Below are 23,998 nucleotides of genomic sequence, written 5' to 3'. Positions count from 1 at the left end.
ATGGAACGGGGCTGTAGGTTTTAAAGCCTGCGGCGCCGCACAGGTTGCGCAGGTGGATAGCCGGGGCGCACCATTCGGGCGCCAATGCCCTTGCGTCGGAAGACGTCATGGGAGCGCGAGGGTGTAACACCCTCGCTTTCTCTTCCTTAAATCAGCTTGCCCGCCAGCGAATTAGGCCCGGCCTGCACCAGTTCCACCCGAACCAGATCGCCGACCGCTGCCTCGCCCATAAAATGCACCGACTGCAGCCACGGCGACTTGCCCAGCCACTGCCCGGCCAGACGCCCGCGCTTTTCGACCAGCACATCGACCACCTTGCCCACAGAGGCTGCGTTGAAGGCCACCTGCTTCTCGATCACCAGCGCTTGCAGGCGCTTCAGGCGCTCATCCATCACCTCGGCGCTGATCTGCTCGTCCATGGTGGCGGCAGGCGTGCCGGGGCGGGGCGAGTATTTGAAGCTGAAGGCGGCGGAATAGCCGACCTGATCGATCAGCTTCAAAGTATCCCCGAAATCTGCCTCGCTCTCACCGGGGAAGCCCACGATGAAATCGCCCGACAGCGCAATATCGGGCCGCACCGCGCGCACGCGCTCCAGCACGGCGAGGTAGCTTTCCACCGTATGGCTGCGGTTCATCAGGCGCAGGATGCGGTCGCTGCCCGACTGCACGGGCAGGTGCAGATAGGGCATCAGCTTGGGCACGTCGCCATGGGCATCGATCAGGCCTTGGGCCATATCGTTGGGATGGCTGGTGGTGTAGCGGATGCGGGCCAGATCGGGGATGGCGTCCAACTCGCGGATCAGGCCTTCAAGGCCCACGGTCTGTCCCCTGGCGTTCTCGCCCGTCCAGGCGTTGACGTTCTGGCCCAGCAGTGTGATTTCACGCGCGCCGGCATCGACAAGGCGCTTGGCCTCCTCGATCAGATCGCCATAGGGACGGCTGATCTCCGCGCCGCGCGTATAGGGCACCACGCAATAGGTGCAGAACTTGTCGCAGCCCTCCTGCACCGTCAGAAACGCCGAAGACCCCGAACGACGACGCTTTGGCAGCGCATCGAACTTGGTCTCGGTCGGCATGTCGGTGTCGGTCACGCGCTCGCCGTTCTTCGCGCGCTCCAGCATGTCGGGCAGGCGGTGATAGGCCTGCGGGCCCACGACCATCTTCACGCTGGGCGCGCGGGCCATGATTTCCTCGCCCTCAGCCTGAGCGACGCAGCCCGCCACGGCGATCAGCGGGGTGGTGCCATCCTCACGCTTGAGGCGGCCGATGTCGGAATAGACCTTCTCGGCGGCCTTCTCGCGGATGTGGCAGGTGTTGAGCACGACCAGATCGGCATCGTCCCCCTCGGCGGCGGCGGTCAGGCCTTGCTCGGCGAGCAACTCGCCCATGCGATCGCCGTCATAGACGTTCATCTGGCAGCCGAAGCTCTTGACGCGATAGGTTTTGGGGGCGGTGGAGGTGCTCATGATCGCGCGCCCTTACGCCAAAACACGGGGGATTTGAAGTCAGGAAAGGATGAAAGCAGGGGGCGTAACGCCCCCTGCACCCCCGTTACGTCTCCCGACGGAGTGGGGGTGGCGCCCAATCCTTGCGCCCAGCCTCTCCACCTGCACGGCATAAAGCCCCGCAGGCGATAGATTTTGAAGATAGGCTGTGCCGAGCATCGATGCCTGCGGCGCGGCGTCTTTGGCTCTATGGCCGAACTCGAAGCACAACGCAGACAATAATAATGGGAGCGCGAGGGTGTAACACCCTCGCATTTCCTCTTTAATTCTTGAAGCTTACTTCTTGCTGCTGTCCAGCTTCACACCGTAAAGCTCAAGCCGGTGATCGACCAGGCGATAACCCAGGCGCTCTGAAATCAACCGCTGCAGCGTTTCCAGCTCGGGATCGACGAATTCGATGACCTGTCCGGATTCCACATCGATCAGGTGATCGTGGTGGGCTTCGGGCGCGGCTTCATAGCGTGCGCGGCCATCGCCGAAATCGTGGCGGTCGAGGATGCCGGCTTCCTCGAAGAGGCGCACGGTACGGTAGACCGTGGCAATCGAGATACCGGGATCGATGGCGGAGGCGCGTTCGTGCAGCTTGTCCACATCGGGGTGGTCGCTGCTTTCGGACAGAACCTTGGCGATGACGCGCCGTTGTTCGGTGATGCGCAGCCCGCGTTGTTGGCACAGGGCTTCGATGTCGATCGGTTGGTTCACGGCATATCCGAATAAAATTGACCCCGCCGGATATGAACCCGGCGGGGCGAAACTGCAAGTATGGGAAAAGTGATTTTCCCCATGACTGAAATGCAGAACCCTAATGATAATGCCTTGCAGTCAAAGCTTTCGCTTAAGCGGCAGCAACAGCGGCCTTGGCCTTGCGCGGACGCTTGGTGCCGGGCTTGCGGCCCAGGCCGATCTGCTTGGCCAGTTCGCGGCGCTTTTCGGCATAGTTGGGGGCGACCATCGGATAGTCGGCGGGCAGGTTCCAGCGCGCGCGATACTGTTCGGGGGTCAGGTTGTAATGCGTGGCCAGATGGCGCTTGAGCATCTTGAGCTTCTTGCCGTCTTCCAGGCAGACGATGTGATCGGGCTTGACCGAAGCGCGGATCGACACGGCGGGCTCGGGCGGAGCTTCGGCCACGGGGGCTTCCTGACCCAGCGAGGCCAGAGCGCCGTAAACATTGGTGATCAGCGCGGGGAGTTCCTCGACCGCGACGCTGTTGTTGCTGACATGGGCGGCGACGATATCCGAAGCCAGCGTGATCAGCGTTTCTTTGATGTCGTTGATATTGTCCATGATTTTCCGACCCTTATGGCTTTTTAGCGACCCAATTAGTTCTTGGGGGTATGTTCTGGACTGTAAATCCAGCGCGATCATTTATAGACTTTTGATCCGCTAGTTCAAGTCTCAATATAGCCAAGGCCCTGGTCGCGATGGCGTAATTAAACTTTATTCACATTGGGGTTTTGGGTTAATTCATATCAATTGCAAAGGTGATCGCGTCGATCCGTTCTCCTTCGCGGGTGCGATAGTATTGCGGGCGCCGACCAACAGGCTGGAAGCCACAGGCCCGGTACAGGGATTCCGCGGGATTGTTATCGCGCATTTCCAGAAAGATGCGCTTCACGCCGCGTGCGGGCGCGGTTTCGATCAATTGCTGCAGCAGCGTCCGGCCCAATCCGCGCCCGCGCCAGGCGGGGGAAACGGCGAAAAGTAGCAGCTCTTCCTCGTCCAGAATGGTGCGCGTCAGGGTGAAGCCGGCAGCCGGAGTCATGTCTTCGGGGGCCTGCCCGTCAGGGGCGATCATGGCGTAGCTGCAGTGGCCCAGCACCAGCGTGTTGTCGAGCTGGGCGCGGGTCCAGGCCTCGCCATAGGCCGGGTCGAAGGCCTCTTGCATGACGGCCATGATCCGGTCGATGTCGTCATGCGGGGCGAGGCTGACCATGGTTGCTCCTCAGGCGGCGGTTGGGAGCAGCCCGCCTGGCAGGCGCGCATCGGGCGCCCTGCCATAGAGCGGGGAGAGGTCGCCGGTCAGTGCGCTGTCGGGAAGTTGCATCAGGGCGCGGGCATCGGGCCACAGCACGCGGGCCTCGCCCGATCCGCGCAGATCGACCAGCGCCTGCGCCTGACTGCCCGCCACACGCGCAATCCCCTGAGCCGCCGCATCTTGCGGGGCCAGCGAGGCGAGAGGGGCAAGCGCTCCGCCATCCGCGCCAAAACCCTGCACGAACCATTCGCCATGGCCGCCGGTGGTGGCGGCCAGCACGTCAACAGCCTCATCCCCGCGTGCCATGGCGGCGATCAGCGCCAGTGTGGGATAGCCCCAGGCCCGCACGCCCCAGGCCAGCGCCAGAGCGCGCGCTGCAGCCAGCGCGATCCGCACGCCGGTAAAGCTGCCCGGTCCAAGCCCCGTCACGATGGCATCGGCCTTGCCGCGATCCGGCAGGGCGGCGATCATCGGCACCAGAGCCTCGGCATGACCGCGCCCCAGCTGGCGGAACTCGCCCGCGATCAGCGCGCCATCCTGAAACAGGGCGACGGAACAGGCTTCTGTCGCGCATTCCACGGCCAGAACTCGGCCCTTGCGCAAGGAAAAGGCGGTATCAGGCAGCACGAACCTCGGTCACCTCCGGCACGTAATACTTGATCAGGCTTTCGATGCCGTTCTTGAGCGTGGCGCTCGACGAAGGGCAGCCAGAGCAGGCGCCCTGCATCTTCAGGAACACCACACCCTCGCGGTAACCGCGATAGAGCACATCGCCGCCATCATTGGCGACGGCGGGGCGGATGCGGGTTTCCAGCAGATCCTTGATCTGGTCGATGATGTCGGCGTCCTCGGGGGCATCGCCCAGATCCTCGTCATCCTCGCCGGGCACCTTGAAATCGGCGCTGGCGGCGGCGAACAGCGGCGCGCCCGAAATGAAGTGATCCAGCAGGATCGCCACCACCTGCGGCTTCAGGGCCGACCAGTCGACGCCTTCGCCCGCCGTCACCGCGATGAAATCGCGCCCGAAGAAGACGTTGGTCACATCGCCCAGCGAGAAAAGCGCTTCGGCCAGCGGCGAAGCAGCGGCTTCCTCGTCATTGGTGAACTCGCGCGAGCCGGCGGGCATCACCTGCTGGCCGGGAAGAAACTTCAGGCTTGCGGGGTTCGGGGTGGTTTCGGTTTCAATGAACATGAGGCGCCTTTCCTGCTGCTGCGCATGTAGGGCGCGGTGCATGGGGGTCAAGGGGCGTTCGTTGCATCGGTTGCACCAAAAGATGGGACAGCTCTGGAAGCTATGCTCACCCCATTCTGGCCAGAGGATGAACGAAAGTCCGCGATTCGTCGCGTATAGACTTTCGGCCTGTCTGAAATTGTTCCCTGATGTCCCTGTGGGGCAGACAATTCTATTCACTGGCCCTTAAGCTTGGGCGACCCTATAGATCGGTTCATGAACCGTGCTTCCCGCGTCGCTCGCCGTCCGCTCTTCCTGCTGATTCCGCTGGCCGTTCTGGTCGCCATGCCGGGGGCGGCGCCCGCCCGGCCGCAAGCGAAAGCGGCTGCCCGGCCCGCCGCCGCGGCGCCCGCGGCGATCCCGCCCTCCGCGCTGCCGCCGCTGCCCGCTCAGGACGATCCGTGGCTCTATCAGGGCAGCGACATTCCGCATGACAAGGAATGGGCTTTCGGTACGCTGGAGAACGGTCTGCGCTGGGCCGTGCGCGCCAATTCGGTGCCGCCGGGGCAGGTTTCCATTCGTATTCGCATGGATGTCGGCAGCCTTTACGAAAAGCCTGAAGAAGCCGGTTACGCCCATCTGATCGAGCATCTGGTCTTCCGCCAGTCCAAGTATCTCGGCCAGAACGAGGCGATCCCCACCTGGCAGCGCCTTGGCGCCACCCTTGGCAGCGACACCAATGCCGAGACCAGCAGCACCGCCACCGTCTTCAAGATCGACCTGCCCAACGCCACGCCCCAGACGCTGGATGAAAGCTTCAAACTGCTCTCGGGGATGATGGCCGCGCCGAATCTGTCGGAAAGCGATATCCGCACCGAAGTGCCCATCGTGCTGGCTGAAAAGCGCGAACGCGGCGGCACGCAGGAGCATATCTCGAATGCCCTGCGCGAAATGATCGCCGACGGCCAGCCGCTGGCCGATCACGCCACCATCGGTAGCGCCGCCACCCTTGAGGCCGCGCATCAGGACAGCGTCCGCGCCTTCCATGACCGCTGGTATCGCCCGGAAAACGCCGCGATCATCGTCTCGGGCGATGCCGACCCGCGCCTGATGGCCGCGCTGATCCAGAAATGGTTCGCCGACTGGCCGGTGCAGGGCAAGCACACGCCCGCTCCCGATTTCGGCGAGCCTGCCGCGCCCATCGGCGGCGATCCGGCCAATCCGGTCACCTATGCCCGCGTTCTGGTGGAGCCTTCAGCGCCGCGCGCACTGCAGATGGCGGTGCTGCGCCCCTGGCATGAGAAGCAGGACACCGTCACCTACAATCAGGGGCTGATGATCGATCAGGTGGCGCAGGCCATCATCAACCGCCGCCTCGAGGCGCGCGCGCGCGCCGGGGCGAGCTATCTCACCGCCTCGGTCAACCAGCAGAACCAGAGCCGCAGCGTGGATGGCACGTTTGTGTCGATCCAGCCCATCGATGGCGACTGGCAGGCCGCCCTGCGCGATGTGCGCGCGGTGATCGCCGATGCGCTGGCCACCCCGCCAAGCCCCGATGAGATCGCGCGCGAAGTGGCCGAGATCAACGTCGCCTTCGAAAGCGCGGTGCAGCAGCGCGCGCTTCAGCCCGGTGGCCGCCTGGCCGACGATCTGGTGCAGGCGCTCGACATTCACGAGACCGTGGCCAGCCCCGAGGTGGTGCTGGATATCTTCAAGCAGTCGATCCCGCTCTTCACCCCCGAAGCCATTCTGGAACATGGGCGCAAGCTGTTTCAGGGGCGCGCCATCCGCGCCCTTTACGTCACGCCCGATGCCAAGGACGGCACCAGCGAGGATCTGAAACTCGCCCTGATGCAGAAGGCGACGCCCGATGCTCATGCGCGGCTGGCCGAAAAGGTGGTCTCCTTCAAGGATCTGCCGCCCATCGGCACGCCCCAGCAGGAGGTGGCCGACAGCCAGACGCCCCTGCGCGGCATCGAGCAGGTCGATTTCGCCAATGGCGTGAAGGTGCAGCTGTGGCCCACCCAGGACGATCCGGGCCGCGTGACGGTGAAGGTGCGCTTCGGCGCCGGTCAGCGTGCGTTTGACGCCAAGAACGATGTCTACGCCCTGCTGGGCAGCATGGCGCTGGTCGGTTCGGGCGAGGGCAATCTGGGGCAGGAGGAGCTGGATCGCATCTCCACCGGCCGCAAGATGGGCTTTGAACTGAAGTCCGACGAAAGCTTCTTCACCTTCTCCGCCGACACGCGGGCGGAAGATCTGGGCGACCAGCTTTATCTTTTTGCCGACAAGCTGGCCGATCCGCGCTGGGATCATGCGCCCTTCAAGCGCGCTCAGGCCGCGGCCAAGGTGCAGTACAGCAGCTTCTCCTCCAGCCCGCAGGGCGTGCTTGAGCGCGATCTCAAATCGCTGCAGCGCGGTGGCGATCCGCGCTTCGCCGCCCCCACGCCCGAGCAGATCACTGCCGCCACCCCCGAGCAGTTCCGCGCCGTGTGGGAGCCGATCCTCAAGCAGGGTCCGGTCGAGGTGCAGATCTTCGGCGATTTCAACCGCGACAAGGCGCTGGACTCGCTGCGCCGCACCTTCGGCGCCTTGCCAACGCGCGGCAGCCTGCCCGCCGACACGCTGCCCGCCAGCGTGCTGCCGCCGCTCTCGCCGCCCGGGCCCATCGTGCTGCGTCATGATGGCGATCCGGGGCAGGCCGCGGCGGTGGTCAGCTGGCCGACCAGCGGCGGCACCACCTTGCTGCGCGAATCGCGCCAGCTCGATGTGCTGGGGCAGGTTTTTGCCCTGCGCATGATGCAGGCCATGCGTGAGAAGGCCGGGGCCAGCTATGCCCCGCAGGTCAGCAGCGACTGGCCGCTTGATCTCACCAATGGCGGCACGATCACCGCCACGGCCATTGTCCAGCCAGAGGTGGTGCCGACCTTCTTCGCCACCGCGCGCGAGATTGCCGCGGATCTGGTCGCCAAGCCCGTCACGCCCGACGAGCTGGAGCGCGTGGTCGAGCCGCTGCGCCAGCAGATCCAGCGCGCCGGGTCCAGCACCGCCTTCTTCATGCAGCAGATCGAGGGCGCCACGCAGGAACCGCAGCGCTACAACGCGATCCGCAGCCTGCTCGTGGATTATACCGGCGTCAGCCCCGAGGCGATCCAGCAACTGGCCGCCAAATATCTGACGCCCGGCGCGCCGCTGCGTGTGGCTGTCATCGGCGACAAGGCGCAGGTGCCGGCCGGTCTGGCGGAGGCCGCCGCCAAGAAGAAGCGGTGAGATGAGACGGGCTATTCGGTACGTCAGGCTTGCATGGCATGATGTACCGAATGGTTACTGAAGCTGGTGGTTCGCGCAAAAAAGTGTCGCTCAGCGGGGGCGTTACAAAATATGCGCAAATCCGATCAGGCTGATCGCCAGCGCATGCTTTGATTTTTGCGATGGTTAAGGCTATGGGCGCTCCTTCCACGAAAGGAGCAAACTAAAGTGAGCAGGATCTGGACCCCCGATAGCTGGAAGCAGGCCGAAGCGCGGCACCTTCCCGTCTATACTGACGCCGAGGAACTCGGCCGGGTGGAAGAGACCCTGGCCAAGTTTCCTCCGCTGGTCTTTGCGGGCGAGGCCCGCGCGCTGAAAGCCGAGCTGGCCAATGTGGCGGCGGGCAAGGGCTTCCTGCTGCAGGGTGGCGATTGCGCCGAAAGCTTCCAGGAATTCCACGCCGACAACATCCGCGACAGCTTCCGCGTGCTGCTGCAGATGGCGGTGGTGATGACCTTCGCCAGCAAGCAGCCGGTGGTGAAGGTGGGCCGCATGGCCGGCCAGTTCGCCAAGCCGCGCAGCGCGCCGACCGAAACGCAGGGCGGCGTGGAGCTGCCCAGCTATCTGGGTGACATCATCAACGGCATCGAATTCGACGCCGGCGCGCGCCGCAACGATCCCGAGCGGATGCTCAAGGCCTACACGCAGAGCGCCGCGACGCTGAACCTGCTGCGCGCCTTCGCCAGCGGCGGTTACGCGAATTTGCGTCAGGTCCACAAGTGGACGCTGGACCATATCTCGCGCAATCCCTGGGGTGACCGCTTCAGCGAAACCGCCGACAAGATCGGCGAGGCGCTGGACTTCATGGCCGCCTGCGGTGTCGATCCGCAGACGGTGCCTCAGCTGCAGGGCACGGCCTTCTACACCAGCCACGAAGCGCTGCTGCTGCAGTATGAGCAGCAACTGACCCGTCAGGATTCGCTGACCGGCGACTGGTTCGATTGCTCGGCGCATATGCTGTGGATCGGTGACCGCACCCGCTTCGACAATTCGGCCCATGTCGAATTCCTGAAGGGCGTGAAGAACCCCATCGGCGTGAAGTGCGGGCCCTCGCTGGAACCCGATATGCTGATCCGCTTGCTGGATGAGCTGAATCCGAGCCGCGAGCCGGGCCGTATCACGCTGATCGCGCGTTACGGTTACGACAAGGTCGAGGCTGGCCTGCCCAAGCTGGTGCGCGCGGTGAAGGCCTCGGGCCATCCGGTGGTGTGGTCGTGCGACCCGATGCACGGCAATGTCATCAAGGCCGACAGCGGCTACAAGACCCGTCCCTTCGAGCGGATTCTGGGCGAGGTGCGCGGCTTCTTCGCCGTTCACCGCGCCGAGGGCACGCATGCCGGCGGCATCCATATCGAGATGACCGGCAAGAATGTGACCGAGTGCACCGGCGGATTGATCGACATCACCGATGGCGATCTGGCCGACCGCTACCACACGCATTGCGACCCGCGCCTCAATGGCTCGCAGTCGATCGAGCTGGCTTTCCTGATCGCGGAAGAGCTGAATCGTGAGGCGCAGGATCGCAACGCGCGCGAAGCCGCATAACTGGGGCGCGCGCGAAGCGGCTTGATCCAAAAGCGGCTTGATTAAAGCGGGCAGGGGCGTTTAGGCGCTCCTGCCACGCTGGAGTTGATGATGAGCCGTTCCGAAGAAGCACCGATGGGCCCGCTGATGACGGGCGTGATCGCCCTGGCGCTGTTGCTGGTGCATTTCACGCTGGGCCATGTCCAGCAGGGCGCCCTTGCCGCGACCATCGCCGCCAGCGACGCCCAGATTGCGCTGGAAGCCCAGAAGCTGCGCCAGTCCGTGCTCTTCGCCCACGCCAACCAGCCGGGCCTCGACCGCGACGTGCGCGCCAATGAAATGGCCGAAGCCGCCGCCATGGGGCAGGGCCGGGGCATCGGCGCGCTGGCCGAGGATCTCGAAAAGCTGCGCGACACTGCCCAGCACGAGCAGGCCCGCGCCCGCGTCATCGAACTGGCCGAAGTGGCGCTGGAACTCGCCATCCTGCTGATGGCCGCCGCCATGGCAGGGCAGTCGCGCCGCATCATGGTTGGCGCCGGTGCCGTGGCCGTGCTGGGCGTGGTGCTGGCCGCCCTCGCGGGCGTGGGCATTACGTTGTTCTAACCCTTGTCCTGCTTCCACGCGCAGGGCATGTCCCTGACAGGAGGCAGGTCATGACATTTCATCTCTGGAGCATGTTTTTCGTCGCGGCGTTTCTGGTTTCGGCCACGCCGGGGCCCAACATGCTGCACATCCTCTCGCGCAGCGTGGAGCTGGGCCTGCGCGGCTCCTTCCCCGCCATGGCCGGGTGCCTTGCGGGATTGCTCACCCTGCTGACGGCCTCCGCCGTGGGCCTCACCGCGCTGCTGATGGCGCTTCCCGGGGCCTTCGACGTGCTGCGCTACGCGGGCACGGCTTACCTGTTCTACCTCGGCATCAAGGCGTGGCGCGCGCCGGTCGATACCGGGGACCATCATGAGGAGATGATCGTCGCCGTGCTCTCGCCGTGGAAGGTGTGGCGCGTGGCCTATGGCGTTTCGGTTTCCAACCCCAAGGCGATGCTGTTCGCCGCCGCCTTCCTGCCCCAGTTCATCAACCCCGCCGCGCCCAAGCCGCCCCAGTTCGCCATCCTGCTGGCCACTTTCGGCGCGATCGATGTGATCTGGTACTTCACCTATGCCATGGGTGGCCGCGGGCTGGCGGCGCATCTGAAAAAGCCCTCGATGCAGCGGCTGTTCAATCGCTTTACCGGCGCGGTGTTCGTCGGGTTCGGGGCGATCTTGTTGAAGAGCAAGCCGGCTTAAGAAGAAAAGGAGAATGCGAGGGTGTTACACCCTCGCGCTCCCATTTTTGTCTGCGTTGCGCATCGGGTTCGGCCTTGCGCCTGGTTTGCCGCGCCGCAGGCAGGAATGGTTTTTTAAAGCCTGCGGCGCCTGAGGTGGCGCAGGTGAGAGGACGCGCGACAATCGGGCTCCACCACCCTTTCGTCGGAAGACGTCATGGGAGCGCGAGGGGGTAACCCCCTCGCATCTATCTTCTTAAACCCCTGTCAAACCGTCAAAACCGTAGACCCCACCGTCTCCCGCGCTTCCAAAGCCCGATGCGCCTCGGCCACGTCCTCCAGAGGAAAGGTCTGCCCGATGGTCAGCTTCACCTGACCGCTGCGCAGCATCGACCACACGCGGCCCATCCCGGCGGCGCGCTCTTCGGGCGTGGCGTAGTAATCGCCCATGGTGGGCCGCGTCACGAACAGCGAGCCGTTCGCCGTCAGCTGCCCCAGCGCCACGCCGGTCACCGCGCCCGAGGCATTGCCATAGCTGACGATCAGCCCCCGCCGCGCCGCGCATTTCAGCGAGACGTCCCATGTCGCCGCGCCCACGCCGTCATAGATCACGGGCACGCCGGCGCCTTCCGTGATCGCGCGGACCTTGGCGGGCAGCTCGGGATCATGCGTGAGGAAGGCGTGCGTCGCGCCGCACTGGCGGGCGATGGCCAGCTTGGCATTGCTGCCTGCCGTGGCGATAACGTGGACGCCCTTGGCCGTCAGCCATTGCACCAGCAACTGGCCCACGCCGCCTGCCGCCGCATGGACCAGCGCGTGGTCGCCGGGGATCAGCGTGGCGGCGCGCTCGGCGAGGAATTCGGTGGTGCCGCCTTTCAGCAGGATGGCGGCGGCGGTGGTGAAGTCCACATCGTCGGGCAGGTCGAACAGTTCGTTGGCGGCAACGATGCGCGCTGTCGCGTAGTCGCCGCGCTTGCCGAGGCAGTGGCCCACGCGGTCACCCACGGAGAACGCCTTCACGCCTTCGCCCACGGCCAGCACCACGCCCGCGGATTCGCTGCCCAGATCGGCGGGCAGGGGCAGGGGGTAGAGGCCGCTGCGGTGGTAGGTGTCGATGAAGTTCAGGCCCACCGCGCGGATTTCCACCAGTACTTCGCCGCGCGCCGGGGCGGGAAGGTCAACCTCCTTCCACTCGATCACCTCGGGGCCGCCGGTGGTGGCGATATAGGCTTGGCGCGCTTTCATGACTTGGGGGGCTTTCATGGGGGAAACACAGAGGGGTGCTGATGGCTTGGCGGAATTTACATGGCTTCACAAGTGCCTGTGGTTGGGGGCTGTTGCTCAGGATCGCAGATGGGGCGCAGCGCGCGTCTTTTCCTGCCCGCGAAAGCTGCTAACAAGCCTGTCAGCAACGTAGGCCCAACAGGGCAGGGAGACAGTTTGATGCGCAGCATGACAGGGGTTTCGGGGCTGGTTCTGGCTCTGGGAATGATGGCCGGTGTATCGATGGCGCAGGCCAAGGACGCGCCGCTCGATGCGATGACGCCCGACAAGGTCGCTTCCTATGATTGGGTCCGCCCCGAGGCCGACTATGTCCGCCAGGAGGTGATGATCCCCATGCGCGACGGGGTGAAGCTGCACACCTTCATCGTCTATCGCAAGGGCGTGACGGATGCGCCGATCATCCTCTCGCGCACGCCTTACGATGCCGATGCCTCGACCAGCCGCAACCGCAGCCAGAAGATCGAGGAGCTGCTGCCGGTGGTGGACACGCCCTTCGTCAATGATGGCTATATCCGCGTCTATCAGGATGTGCGCGGCCTGCATGGCTCGGAGGGCGACTATGTGATGACGCGGCCCCTGCGCGGACCGCTGAACCCCACCGCTGTCGATCACGCCACCGATGCCTATGACACGATCGACTGGCTGGTGAAGAACCTGAAGAACTCCAACGGCAAGGTGGGCATCACGGGCTCGTCCTATCTGGGCTTCACCTCGTTGATGGCGTTGATCGATCCGCATCCGGCGCTGAAGGCCGCGATCCCCCAGTCGCCGATGGTCGATGGCTGGATGGGGGACGACTGGTTCCACAATGGGGCCTTCCGCGCCTTCGGCTACAATTACGTGCTGAGCCAGACGGTGAAGAAGGGCGGCAAGGGCGGCCTGCCCATGGGCAAGGAAGACGAATATGCCACCTATCTCGCGGCGGGATCGGCGGGCGATCTGGCGCGCAAATGGGGCGTCGATCAGCTGCCCGGCGTGCGCAAGATGCTGGAGCACCCCGCCTATGACACCTTCTGGCAGGAGCAGGCGCTCGACAAGCTGCTGGCCAGGCGCCCGCTGACCGTGCCGACCATGCTGGTGGTGGGCGAATGGGATCAGGAGGATTCCTGGGGCACGCCGGCGGTTTACCGCGCCCTGTCGGCAGACCCGGCCAAGCGCGCCAATGTCAGCATCGTGGTGGGCCCGTGGCGCCACTCCGGGGTGAATTACGAGGGCTCCTCGCTGGGCAATCTGAAGTTCGAGGGCGACACCGCGCTGCAATGGCGCCTGAATTACATGAAGCCCTTCTTCGACTGCCACCTCAAGACCAACCCCGCCCCCTGCCACACGCCCCGCGTCATCACCTACGCCACCGGCACCAACACATGGGAGGAGGCGGACGATCTGAGCCCGGCCACCACGCCGCTTTACCTGGGCGCCCATGGTGAGGCGAGCTTCGACAAGCCCGCAAGCGAGGGCGTGGAGACCTACGTCTCCGATCCCGCCAAGCCGGTGCCCAGCGTGCCGCGCCCCGTCTCGCTGGGCGGTGACGAGTGGAAGACCTGGCTGGTGCAGGATCAGCGCTTTGCCGATGGCCGCACCGATGTCCTCTCCTTCAAGACCGGCGTGCTGACCGCGCCCGTCCATATCCGTGGCGCGCCCAAGGTGGACCTGCGCGCCGCCACCAGCGGCAAGGACAGCGACTATGTGGTCAAGCTGATCGATGTCTACCCCGGCCAGAACACCGCCAATCCGGTGATGGCGGGCTACGAGCTGGGCGTGGGGATCGAGATCTTCCGTGGCCGCTATGTCCATGGTTTCGCTACCCCCGCGCCGCTGGTGCCGGGCAAGACCTATGCCTTCCAGTGGCTGCTGCCCACGGTGGACCACGTTTTCCTGCCCGGGCACCGGATCATGGTGCAGGTGCAGTCCTCGCTGTTCCCGGTGTACGACCGCAATCCGCAGAGCTGGGTGCCCTCGATCATGGACGCCAAGGCGGAGGATTACGTGAAGGCCACCGAGACCATCCACTGGGGCGGCAAGGATGCCAGCGCCGTGTGGCTGCCGGTGGTGAAGTAAGAAAGAAGGATAAGTGCGAGGGTGTTACACCCTCGCGCTCCCATAACGTCTTCCGACGCATGGGCGGGAGTTGCCGAAGCGGCAGGTTCGATCTCTCCCCTGGGCCTTATCCTACATGCACTGGCATAAAGCTGCGTCTTGCCGCGCCCGCATGGCACCAGCATCATCCGGCGCAATCAGGCCGATGCGGACACGCGCCCATGGTCGGACGGGTGTTGAGGCACGCCTGCTCTGCGAATGGCCGGATGAGGGCGCCCCCACAAACTCCGGCTCGGCCCTGCAGCCTTCGGCGAGGGCGGGCACGGGCTCGCAGATGAGCCGCCTCTCGTTCACTCCGAAGCGTGGGGGAGGCGTCGCGGAAGTCTTCCGGCTGCTCACCGTCCGATCCCGTGCCGCATCGGCCCTGTGTGTGGATCAGGCCTGGCCATTGGTTGATCCGGCAGAGTGCATATAACCAAATTGGTTAAATGTCAAGAAGGGGAGTTATGCCTCCGGCGGGCAAAGGGCCATCGCCCTTTGCAATCCCTTTAATGTCGGCGTGGCGTAAAGGGGGCGGCCTTGCGCCAAACTCAAAGCGCCGCAGGCATTGAAACCTCTGACGTTGCGCCATCGATTTCCTGCCTGCGGCGCTAAGAATCCGTGCCTGACCAATAGGTTACGCACGACGAAGACATTCATGGGAGCGCGAGGGGGTAACCCCCTCGCATTTCCTTTTTCCCCTGAATCCCTTAACCCCTTACCCTTCCATACTCCGCACCGCCAACGCCGCTGCGGCAGCGCGCGTTTCCACGCCAAGCTTCTCGAAGATCTGCTCCAGATGCTTGTTCACCGTGCGCGGAGAGATCGCGAGGATGTCAGAGATCACCCGGTTGGGCTTGCCATAGCTCACCCACAGCAGCACCTCGGCCTCACGCGTGGTCAGCGAGTGGCGGCTCTGCAGGCGGGCGATGGTGGCGGCGGGGTTCACGTCATTGACGCGGATGAGGGTTTCCTCGCCGCGCAGCTTGGCCACCATCACCAGCTCCAGCGTGGCGCCGCCCACTTCCACGCGCGCGGAGGTGCCGCTCTCCTCGCTTTGCAGCACGCGGATCAGCGCGGGGCGCAGCGCGGCGGGCGAGGGGCCGGGGGTGCGGTTCCATTCGGGGATGGAAAGGGCGATCAGCTCACCGGCCTGCGGGGTCCACCACACCAGCGTCTCGTCGCGGGCAACGGAGATCAGGTGGCGGCCCGAGGCGTCGAGCGCGGCATGCGATCCCACCGCCTTGCGGGCATTGGCCATATGCACGCGCACGCGGGCCACCAGTTCGTTGACGATCAGCGGCTTGCGCACATAGTCCACGCCGCCGGCTTCCAGCGCGGCCAGCACATGCTCGCTCTCGGTCAGGCCGGTCATGAAGACGATGGGGATATGGGTGGTGCGCGGCGCGCGCTTGATGAGGCGAGTCGCCTCGAAGCCACCCATGCCGGGCATGATGGCATCCATCAGGATCAGGTCGGGCGTGACGTGATCGAGCAGGGCAATCGCCGCCTCGCCGCTGGTGGCGATGAGCACGCGCATGCCCTCGGCCTCCAGCGTATCGGCCAGAAAGCGAAGCGATTCAGGCGTATCGTCAACCACCAGCACGGTATCCACGTCAGCGGGATTGGCGGTGGCGGCAGTAGCGGAAGCGGCTGTGTTCATGTCGTCCCCTGTTGTGCCTGTCTGACGGCTGCGGCCAGCCCTGAAAGATCGACCCGGTCGAGGCAGGCGTGCAATCGTGGAATGATAGGTGCGGATTGCGGAAATTGCTCGGACAAGTCGCGTATTGACTTTTCGACCCCGCGCAGGTGCCCGATGCGGATGTCACGCTCCAGCTGGGCGAGCAGCGGGGAGGCCTCGGCGGGCAGGCTGATGCTGTCTGGCGCGGGGGCGGGGGGCTCGGCGGGTTCCACGTTCGGCCCCTGCCAGCGCAGGCGCAGCAGGCCGCCTACGGCATCGACCAGCGCGTTGAGCTCGATGGGTTTCAAGAGGAACTGGTCATGCGCGACAAAGCCCGCACCCGCGCGCTGGAACTCATGCGCGTCGGCGGAGACCATGACGATGCGGATGTCGGCGCCGAAGGTCTCGCGCAGCCGCCGCGCCACCTCCCAGCCGGAGAGGCCGGGCATGGTGATGTCCAGCAGCACCAGTTCGGGGCGGTAGATGTCGGCCAGCGCGAGGCCCGATGTGCCGTCCAGCGCGGAATGGATCACGAAGCCCAGCGGGCCCAGTAACCCGCGGAGCAAGGCCAGTTGGTTGGCGTCGTCATCGATGCACAGGATCGAGCGGGCGCGGCCTTCATAGCCGGTGATGGTTTCGGTGCGGGGCCCGTCCTGCGTCGGCACATTCACCTGACCCAGCATCAGGCGCAGGGTGAAGGTGGTGCCTTTGCCGGGGGTCGATTCCATCGCCAGATCGCCGCCCATGATGCGCACCAGCGCCTGGGTGATGGCCAGACCCAGCCCGATGCCGCGCTGGGCGTTGACCTCGGGCTGGTTGCCGCGCTCGAAGGGGGCGAAGATGCGCTCGCGGTCTTCAGGCGCGATGCCGATGCCGCTGTCCTCGATGGAGATGGTGACGAGCGAGGCGCGGAAATGCACCTTGAACGCCACATGGCCCGCGCGGGTGAACTTCACCGCATTGGAGAGCAGGTTGATCAGGATCTGGCGCAGGCGCTTCTGGTCGGTGCGCACGAATTCGGGCAGCGTGCCCTGGCTGTCATAGATGAATTCGATGCCGCGCGCGCTGGCCTGCGGGCGGAACATGTTGGCGATCTGGTCGAGGAAAGGCGCGATGCGCACCGTGTCGTTGGAGATGCGCAGCACCCCGCTTTCGACATGGCTGATGTCCAGCAGGCCTTCCACCAGATTGGTGAGGTGTTCCGCGCTGCGGCGGATGATGCGGGCGGCTTCGGCGGGGGCGATATGGTGCCCGCGCTCCAGCAATTGCGCATAGCCGTAGATCGAGTTCAGCGGCGAGCGGATTTCATGGCTGACGCTGGCGAGATAGCGGCTTTTGGCGGCGCTGGCGGCCTCGGCGGCCTCGCGGGCGCGGGCCATGTCATCGAGGTCTGCCGCGTGTTGCTCGGCCTCGGCCTCAAGCCGGGCGATGCGGGCGCGCAATTGCGCGGTTTCAGCGGCAGGATCGGTAACGGGATCGACGATCGGATCGGATGGCAAGATCGGCTCCTCGCCTTGCGGGCGGGACAGGGGTGAAGCGCAGGAGGCATGGCCCCTGCAGCCCCACGCGGGCGACAGTATGAACAGCATTTGCCCGAAATTGCGGGAAAAAGCCAGTCATCCTGTCGTCCTTGCGGGATTTTGCGCAAGATTTGTTACGCTTGTGCCGTTTTCGGACGAGATTCTCCCGGTCGGCGGGCGATCAGGGCAAGGGCAGGGCCACCACGCGCCCCTCGCGGGCGGAGATCTGCGCGGCCTCGATCACCGCCTGCACCGCCACGGCCTCGTCCAGCGCGACGGGGGTGGGCGCCGCGCCCTGAAGGAAGGCGGCGAGCTGGGCATAAAAGGTCTCTTGCCGCCCGGTGATGGCGGGGCGGTTGGTTGCGAGCCCTTGCGCATCATGGATCACCAGCGGATCGGCATCCTCGCCCCAGCCGGCGTCGCCCGGGTGCATGCCGGACACCAGCTGGGTCTCCTGCTGGTCGAGCAGGCGCTTGACCAGACGGCCCTGCGTGCCATCGACGGCAAAGCGAGGGAGCCCGCCGCCACTGGCATCGGGCGTGTTCATGCTGGCGCCCAGCTGCACGCGCAGCTTGAGGTAGTGCAGGGTGATCGCCACCTCGTCATCCGCCGCGCCGCCCTCGCGCAGGATGGCGATGTCGGCGCTGACCGCCTGAGGCTGGCCGAACAGCACCAGCGCCTGATCGACCAGATGCGGCGCCAGATCGTAGAGCAGCCCGGAGCCGGGCGAGCCATCCTCGCGCCAGCGGTCGCGGATCTGCGGGCGGAAGCGGTTGAAGCAGGAGGAAAACCGGGTGACGCGCCCGATCACGCCGTCCTCGATGGCCTGCCGCACGGTGAGGAAGCAGCTGTCCCAGCGGCGGTTGTGGAAGACGGTGAGCGTCAGCTGCGTGTCGCGCGCCAGGTCGGCCAAGGCGCGGGCTTCGGCCAGCGTGAGGGTGAAGGGCTTGTCCACCACCACATGCTTGCCCGCCAGCAGCGCGGCGCGCGCCAGATCGGCATGGGTGCCGGTGGGCGAGGCGATCACCACCAGATCGATGTCGGGATCGGCGATCAGCGCCTGCGGGTCGGCCACGGGCCGAATCGCGGGGTCGAGCGCGGCGACCTCATCCTTGCGCGAGGTGGCGATGGCGGTCAGCGCAAGCTCGGGGACCGCGCGGATCAGCCCGGCGTGAAAGACGCGCCCGGCCAGGCCGAAGCCGATGATGCCGGTGCGGATCGGCGCGCGGATGGGCTGATGGATCGGGGGTGTGGTCATCGTGGTAAGGCTCCCTTGCGGGGCCATCCTAGGAAGCGCGCCTGCCGATGCCAAGCACACCACTGCCCCCGAAACGGCGGAATGCGCCGTTGCGGGGGCAGCTGGTTACGTATTCGCCTGAAAGCGGATCAGTTCTTGCGCTCGAAGGCGGCGCTGATGCGCAGCTCCACATCGTCACCGATCAGCGGCACATAGGTCTTCACGCCGAAGTCGCTGCGCTTGATCGCGGTGGTGGCGTTGAAGCCCACGGTGGTGCCCTTGTCGAGCGGGTTCACGCCGCTGGCGTTGAAGCTGGTCTTGAGCACGACGGGCTTCGTCACGCCGTGGAAGGTCAGATTGCCGGTGATCAGCGCGGTGCGGGCACCGGTGGGGGTCACCTTGGTCGAGGTGAAGTGGATCTCGGGGTACTTCGCGGCATCGAACCACTGGTCGGAGCGCAGCTCCTCATCCAGCTTGGCGTTGGTGGTGACGACGCTGGCGGTGGGGATGGTGATGTCCACCTTGGCGGCGGCGGGGCTCTTGGGGTCGATGGTCAGCTGGCCCGAGGCGCCGGTGAAATCGCCGTACCACTCGGTGAAGCCCATGTGGCTGACGGTGAACTGCACGCGGGTGTGGGCGGGCTCGACGCCATAGGTGCCGGCCTGAACGGCGGCGGGGTTGGGGTTGGCGACGGGGGCCTGCGCCTGAAGCACGGCGGGCGTGGTGGCAAGAGCGGCGGCGGCAAGCAACAGGGCATGGATCGGGCGCATGGGGAGGCCTTTCAAGGGACGAACAGCAGATGTGGAGGAGGGGTAGGGGAGGGGAAGCAGGGTGGCGGGGCCCCGAAGGGGAAGCACAGAGCCCCGCCTGATAAGATTAACGGGCGAGAGCGACGATGGTTGCGGTGGCTTCGCTCACAGCGGCTTCGGCCGCTTCGGGACCGAAGGCCATGCCCTCGGCGGTGACCACATCCACATCGTTCACGCCGACGAAGCTGAGCAGCGACTTGAGATGCGGCACGGCGAAGGGGAAGCCGCTGGCATCGTCATACTTGCCGGCGCGGGCGTGAGCGATGATCGCCTTCTTGCCCTTGACCAGACCCTCGGGGCCTTCGGCGGTGTACTGGAAGGTGGTGCCGGCGCGGCCCACGTAATCGAACCAGGCCTTCAGCGTCGAGGGCATGCCGAAGTTGTAGAGCGGCAGGCCGATCAGCAGGATATCGGCGTCGAAGACCTCGCCGATGATCTCGTCCTGAAGCGCGCGGGCCTCGGCGAAGGCGCCGCCCTCGGGGGCCTGACGGCCGATCCCGGCCAGGCTCTGATGGGTGACATGCGGCACCGGGTGCTTGTCGAGGTCACGCTCGACCACGGTGGAACCGGCGGGCAGGGCGGCGAGGTAGCTGTCGATCAGCTTGTTGCTGACCGAATTGGCGCCATTGGCGGACGAACGGATCACAAGAATTTTGCTCATGGGAAGGCTCCTGTGGAGATGGGGAGGTTTCAGTTGAAGGCGTAAGCGTCGAGGCGCAGCGCGCCCAATGTGGTGCTGACATGCAGGCGTTGCGGCTTGGCATCGGGCCCGGCGGCGCCCAGCGCCACGAAGAGCGGCAGCAGATGCTCGTCGGTGGGATGGGCCATGGCGGCATGCGGGGCGAGGCGGCGGTACGACACCAGATCGCAGGTGCGGTTCGCCATCAAGGCGGTGTGCATCCAGTCGGCGAAGTCGGTGGCCCATTGCGGTTCCGTGCTGTCGCCATGGCGGTCGAGGGCGCGCAGATTATGCGTGAAACCGCCGCTGGCGATGACCAGAATGTTCTGCTCACGCAGGGCGGCCAGCGCCCGGCCCAGCTGCAGGTGATGGCCCGGCCCCAGCGCGCTCTGGATCGAGAGCTGGACCACCGGGATATCGGCCTGCGGATACATCAGCATCAGCGGGATCCAGGCGCCATGGTCGAGGCCGCGCGCGGCATCGGTGTGAGCGCGCAAGCCCGCATCGCCCAGCGTGTCCGCGATGCTTTCGGCGAGGTCCGGATCGCCATGGGCGGGGTAGCTCAGGGCATAGAGCTGCTGGGGGAAGCCGTAGAAATCATGGATCGTGTCCAGCGTCTCGGCGGCGCTCAGCGTGGGCACCTCATTGTCCCAATGGGCCGAGACCAGCAGGATGGCCCTGGGGCGCTGCAGGCTCTGGCCCAGCGAGGCGATGAAGCTGCGCGCCGGAATGTCCTCGAAGGGCATCATCGGCGAGCCATGCGAAAGGAACAGGGTGGGCTGCATAACAGGCTCCGGCGAAAAGGGGTGGCGGCGCGCCGGGGGGATGGGGGGAGGGGCGCGCCGCCTTGAGAGGTGAAATAGGGTAATGGTCCTCGCATGGAAATCTGCTAAATCGTGATTGTGGCTATGCGAAAACGGATACTCTGATGGATTGGGATGATGTACGCAGCTTTCTGGCCATCGCACGGATGCGCACGCTGTCGGGCGCGGCGCGCTCGCTGGGGGTGCGGCAATCGACGATGAGCCGCCGCCTTGAGGCGCTGGAAAGCCGCGCGGGCGCCCGCCTGCTGCAACGCACTCCCGCCGGCTACGAACTCACCGCGCTGGGCGAGGCGGTGTTGGGCAATGCCGAACGCATGGAGGCCGAGGCCATCGCGGTGGAGCGCACCGTGCAGGGGCGCGATGTCGCGCTTTCGGGGATTGTGCGCGTCACCACGGTCGATGTGATCGCCAGTCGCTTCATGCCCGCCGCCATCGCCCGGCTGCAGGCGCGCTATCCGGGGATCAGCGTGGATGTGATGTCCGAGCGGCGCTCGCTGTCCTTGTCGCGCCGCGAGGCCGATCTGGCGATCCGCATGGTGCCCTTCGAGGGGCGCGAACTGGTCAGCCGCCGCATGGCGCGCTCCACCAGCGCGATCTATGGCAGCGCGGCCTATCTGGCCCGGCAGGGGCGCGATCTGGCCAACCCCGATCACAGCGTCGTCACCGTGCTGGAAGATCAGGGCCATATGCCCGAGGCGCGCTGGCTGGCGCAGACGGTGCCTCAGGCGCGGGTGGCGATGCGCAGCAACAGTTTCGAGGCGCTGTCGGGCGCGGCGATGGCCGGGCTCGGGCTGACGGTGCTGCCCTGTTATCTGGGCGACTGGCTGGGCGGGCTGGAGAAGGTGCAGTCCGAAGGTTCGCCCCATCGCGAGATCTGGCTCGGGGTTCACCCCGATCTGCGCCACATGCCGCGCATCCGCGCCGTGATCGAGGCGCTGGACGGCGAGTTTGCGGCACAAGCCCATCTGTTGAAGCCGGATGTTTGATGGAATGTTGCTTTATTGGTTTTGTTGAAGTAACAAGATTTCACGCATTGGCCATTTGCCCCGCATTCAGGCGGTTCCCCCTGCCGGGGCAAGCTGGTAAAGGCGCGCACCAACCCACCATCAGCCAGACGAGTCTTTTCCCATGCCTCATTATCGTTCACGCACCTCCACCCATGGCCGCAATATGGCGGGCGCACGTGGCCTGTGGCGCGCGACGGGCATGAAGGATGAGGATTTCGGCAAGCCGATCATCGCCGTGGCCAACAGCTTCACGCAATTCGTGCCGGGCCATGTGCATCTGAAGGATCTTGGCCAGCTTGTCGCGCGCGAGATCGAGGCGGCGGGCGGCGTCGCCAAGGAATTCAACACCATCGCCATCGATGACGGCATCGCCATGGGCCATGGCGGCATGCTCTATTCGCTGCCCAGCCGCGACCTGATCGCCGACAGCGTGGAGTATATGGTCAACGGCCACTGCGCCGACGCCATCGTCTGCATCTCCAACTGCGACAAGATCACGCCGGGCATGCTGATGGCCGCGATGCGCCTCAACATCCCCGTCGTCTTCGTCTCGGGCGGGCCGATGGAAGCGGGCAAGGTGACGATCCGCGGCAAGGAGCGCGCGCTCGATCTGGTCGACGCCATGGTCGTCGCCGCCGACGACAGCTACACCGATGAGGAAGTGGCCGAGATCGAAAAGGCGGCCTGCCCAACCTGCGGTTCGTGCAGCGGCATGTTCACCGCCAACTCGATGAACTGCCTGACCGAGGCGCTGGGCCTCTCGCTGCCCGGCAATGGCTCGGTGCTGGCCACGCATTCCGACCGCGAGCGCCTGTTCCGCGAGGCGGGCCGCGTCGCGGTGGACCTGTGCAAGCGCTATTACGAGCAGGACGATGAAACCGCCCTGCCGCGCAACATCGCCACGCGCGCGGCCTTCGAAAACGCCATGAGCCTCGACATCGCCATGGGCGGCAGCACCAACACCGTGCTTCACCTGCTGGCCGCCGCGCATGAGGGCGGGGTGGACTTCACCATGGCCGACATCGATGCGCTGAGCCGCAAGGTGCCCGTGCTGTGCAAGGTCGCCCCGGCGGTTGCCGACGTGCATATGGAAGACGTCCACCGCGCCGGCGGCATCCCCGCCATTCTGGGCCAGCTCGACCGTGCCGGTCTGCTGGACACCACCGTGCCCACCATCCACTCGCGCACGCTGGCCGAGGGGCTGGACCGCTGGGACATCAGCCGCAGCAACGCCGAAAGCGTCGCCGAATTCTTTCGCGCGGCGCCCGGCGGCGTGCCCACGCAGACCGCCTTCAGCCAGTCGCAGCGCTGGAAGGAGCTGGACGCCGACCGCGAAAAGGGCGCGATCCGCAGCGCCGAGCATGCCTTTTCCAAGGATGGCGGTCTGGCCGTGCTGTTCGGCAACCTCGCGCCCGAAGGCTGCATCGTGAAGACGGCGGGCGTGGATGAATCGATCCTCACCTTCAAGGGCACGGCCCATGTCTTCGAGAGCCAGGACGCCGCCGTCGTCGGCATCCTTGGCGGCGAGGTGAAGCCGGGCGAAGTGGTGGTGATCCGCTACGAAGGCCCCAAGGGCGGACCGGGCATGCAGGAAATGCTCTATCCCACCAGCTATCTGAAATCCAAGGGGCTGGGCAAGGCCTGCGCCCTCATCACCGACGGGCGCTTTTCGGGCGGCTCCTCGGGGCTTTCCATCGGCCACGTTTCGCCGGAAGCGGCCGAGGGTGGCCTGATCGCTCTGGTGGCGACGGGCGATCCCATCGTCATCGACATCCCCAACCGCGGCATCACGCTGGACCTGCCCGACAACGTGCTGGCCGAGCGCCGCGCCGAGATGGAAGCGCGCGGTGCCAAGGCGTGGAAGCCGGTGGGCCGCAAGCGTGAGGTGTCTCTGGCTCTGCGTGCCTATGCCGCGATGACGACCAATGCCGCCAAGGGTGCGGTGCGGGATGTGACGCAGATTGAAAAGTAAGGTTTGAAGGGATGAAAGCAGGGGGCCATCGCCCCCTGCACCCCCTTTACGTCTTCCGACGAAACGGTAGTGGCACCCCGCTTGTGGTGCCCAGGCTCTCCACCTGTGCAAGGTAAGGCGCCGCAGGCAGGCCATCCCTTGAACGATAGGCTGTGCCTGCGAT

20 protein-coding genes are annotated in these 23,998 nt (G+C 65.6%); 7 read left to right on the top strand and 13 right to left on the bottom strand.

The features are described from left to right. Nucleotides 1–146 precede the first annotated feature (146 nt). From miaB to SR3_RS02850, 6 genes are all read right to left on the bottom strand, one after another. Nucleotides 147–1,466, bottom strand: a complete 1,320-nt coding sequence (gene miaB / locus SR3_RS02875; protein ID WP_068080468.1) for a tRNA (N6-isopentenyl adenosine(37)-C2)-methylthiotransferase MiaB — start codon at nt 1,464–1,466, stop codon at nt 147–149. 315 nt (nt 1,467–1,781) lie between these two features. Further along, complete coding sequence (locus tag SR3_RS02870; protein ID WP_068080466.1) at nt 1,782–2,207, bottom strand: Fur family transcriptional regulator; 426 nt, start codon at nt 2,205–2,207, stop codon at nt 1,782–1,784. A 133-nt stretch (nt 2,208–2,340) separates the two neighbouring features. Continuing rightward, nucleotides 2,341–2,790 (bottom strand): MucR family transcriptional regulator, encoded by a 450-nt coding sequence (locus SR3_RS02865; protein WP_068080464.1) that lies wholly within the window; start codon nt 2,788–2,790, stop codon nt 2,341–2,343. 175 nt (nt 2,791–2,965) lie between these two features. After that, nucleotides 2,966–3,439 carry a ribosomal protein S18-alanine N-acetyltransferase gene (rimI, locus tag SR3_RS02860; protein ID WP_068080462.1) on the bottom strand — a complete coding sequence of 158 codons (474 nt, stop codon included), beginning with the start codon at nt 3,437–3,439 and terminating at the stop codon, nt 2,966–2,968. A gap of 9 nt (nt 3,440–3,448) precedes the next feature. Further along, entirely contained in the window at nt 3,449–4,108 is a 660-nt protein-coding gene (gene tsaB, locus SR3_RS02855; RefSeq protein ID WP_245653744.1) for a tRNA (adenosine(37)-N6)-threonylcarbamoyltransferase complex dimerization subunit type 1 TsaB, read from the bottom strand. Further along, complete coding sequence (locus tag SR3_RS02850; protein ID WP_068080460.1) at nt 4,098–4,673, bottom strand: NifU family protein; 576 nt, start codon at nt 4,671–4,673, stop codon at nt 4,098–4,100. Before SR3_RS02850 ends, tsaB begins: the two co-directional genes overlap by 11 nt. A gap of 255 nt (nt 4,674–4,928) precedes the next feature. Here SR3_RS02850 and SR3_RS02845 point away from each other — a divergent pair, with 255 nt between their 5' ends. The 4 genes from SR3_RS02845 (at nt 4,929) to SR3_RS02830 (ending at nt 10,768) form a co-directional block, all read left to right on the top strand. Beyond that, complete coding sequence (locus tag SR3_RS02845; RefSeq protein WP_068080458.1) at nt 4,929–7,922, top strand: M16 family metallopeptidase; 2,994 nt, start codon at nt 4,929–4,931, stop codon at nt 7,920–7,922. 207 nt (nt 7,923–8,129) lie between these two features. Continuing rightward, nucleotides 8,130–9,506 (top strand): class II 3-deoxy-7-phosphoheptulonate synthase, encoded by a 1,377-nt coding sequence (locus SR3_RS02840; RefSeq protein WP_068080457.1) that lies wholly within the window; start codon nt 8,130–8,132, stop codon nt 9,504–9,506. 90 nt (nt 9,507–9,596) lie between these two features. Then, nucleotides 9,597–10,088 (top strand): DUF4337 family protein, encoded by a 492-nt coding sequence (locus SR3_RS02835; protein ID WP_169805546.1) that lies wholly within the window; start codon nt 9,597–9,599, stop codon nt 10,086–10,088. A 50-nt stretch (nt 10,089–10,138) separates the two neighbouring features. Continuing rightward, entirely contained in the window at nt 10,139–10,768 is a 630-nt protein-coding gene (locus SR3_RS02830; RefSeq protein WP_068080453.1) for a LysE family translocator, read from the top strand. A gap of 245 nt (nt 10,769–11,013) precedes the next feature. Here SR3_RS02830 and SR3_RS02825 read toward each other — a convergent pair whose 3' ends face one another. Then, complete coding sequence (locus SR3_RS02825; RefSeq protein WP_068080452.1) at nt 11,014–11,991, bottom strand: quinone oxidoreductase family protein; 978 nt, start codon at nt 11,989–11,991, stop codon at nt 11,014–11,016. Nucleotides 11,992–12,198: 207 nt separating this feature from the next. Between SR3_RS02825 and SR3_RS02820 the strand changes: the two genes are divergently transcribed. Beyond that, the gene (locus tag SR3_RS02820) at nt 12,199–14,088 is read left to right on the top strand and encodes a CocE/NonD family hydrolase (RefSeq protein WP_084454864.1); all 1,890 of its coding nucleotides are present in this window, start codon (nt 12,199–12,201) and stop codon (nt 14,086–14,088) included. A 736-nt stretch (nt 14,089–14,824) separates the two neighbouring features. Here SR3_RS02820 and SR3_RS02815 read toward each other — a convergent pair. The 6 genes from SR3_RS02815 to SR3_RS02790 all read right to left on the bottom strand — a co-directional run bounded on the left by SR3_RS02815 (nt 14,825) and on the right by SR3_RS02790 (nt 20,817). Continuing rightward, nucleotides 14,825–15,769, bottom strand: coding sequence for a response regulator transcription factor (locus SR3_RS02815; RefSeq protein ID WP_068080450.1), 945 nt, complete (start codon nt 15,767–15,769; stop codon nt 14,825–14,827). Further along, complete coding sequence (locus tag SR3_RS02810; protein ID WP_245653743.1) at nt 15,766–17,286, bottom strand: hybrid sensor histidine kinase/response regulator; 1,521 nt, start codon at nt 17,284–17,286, stop codon at nt 15,766–15,768. Before SR3_RS02810 ends, SR3_RS02815 begins: the two co-directional genes overlap by 4 nt. 202 nt (nt 17,287–17,488) lie before the next feature. Next, nucleotides 17,489–18,565, bottom strand: coding sequence for an oxidoreductase (locus SR3_RS02805; RefSeq protein WP_068080446.1), 1,077 nt, complete (start codon nt 18,563–18,565; stop codon nt 17,489–17,491). A 128-nt stretch (nt 18,566–18,693) separates the two neighbouring features. Further along, nucleotides 18,694–19,314 (bottom strand): YceI family protein, encoded by a 621-nt coding sequence (locus SR3_RS02800; RefSeq protein ID WP_084454857.1) that lies wholly within the window; start codon nt 19,312–19,314, stop codon nt 18,694–18,696. Nucleotides 19,315–19,420: 106 nt separating this feature from the next. Next, a complete protein-coding gene (locus tag SR3_RS02795; RefSeq protein ID WP_068080444.1) occupies nt 19,421–20,014 on the bottom strand; it encodes an FMN-dependent NADH-azoreductase in 594 nt (197 codons plus the stop codon). Between the two features lie 29 nt (nt 20,015–20,043). Beyond that, complete coding sequence (locus tag SR3_RS02790; protein ID WP_068080443.1) at nt 20,044–20,817, bottom strand: DODA-type extradiol aromatic ring-opening family dioxygenase; 774 nt, start codon at nt 20,815–20,817, stop codon at nt 20,044–20,046. 143 nt (nt 20,818–20,960) lie between these two features. Here SR3_RS02790 and SR3_RS02785 point away from each other — a divergent pair, with 143 nt between their 5' ends. Both SR3_RS02785 and ilvD read left to right on the top strand, forming a co-directional pair. Then, complete coding sequence (locus SR3_RS02785; protein WP_068080441.1) at nt 20,961–21,842, top strand: LysR family transcriptional regulator; 882 nt, start codon at nt 20,961–20,963, stop codon at nt 21,840–21,842. A gap of 142 nt (nt 21,843–21,984) precedes the next feature. Next, on the top strand, nt 21,985–23,835 hold the full coding sequence (gene ilvD, locus SR3_RS02780; RefSeq protein ID WP_068080439.1) for a dihydroxy-acid dehydratase: 1,851 nt from the start codon (nt 21,985–21,987) through the stop codon (nt 23,833–23,835). The last annotated feature ends 163 nt before the right edge of the window (nt 23,836–23,998 follow it).

Origin of the sequence: Novosphingobium rosa NBRC 15208 (assembly GCF_001598555.1) — a bacterium.
GTDB lineage: Bacteria > Pseudomonadota > Alphaproteobacteria > Sphingomonadales > Sphingomonadaceae > Novosphingobium > Novosphingobium rosa.
Note: the sequence above shows the minus strand (reverse complement) of the source record. Positions and strands in the feature narration are given on the sequence as shown.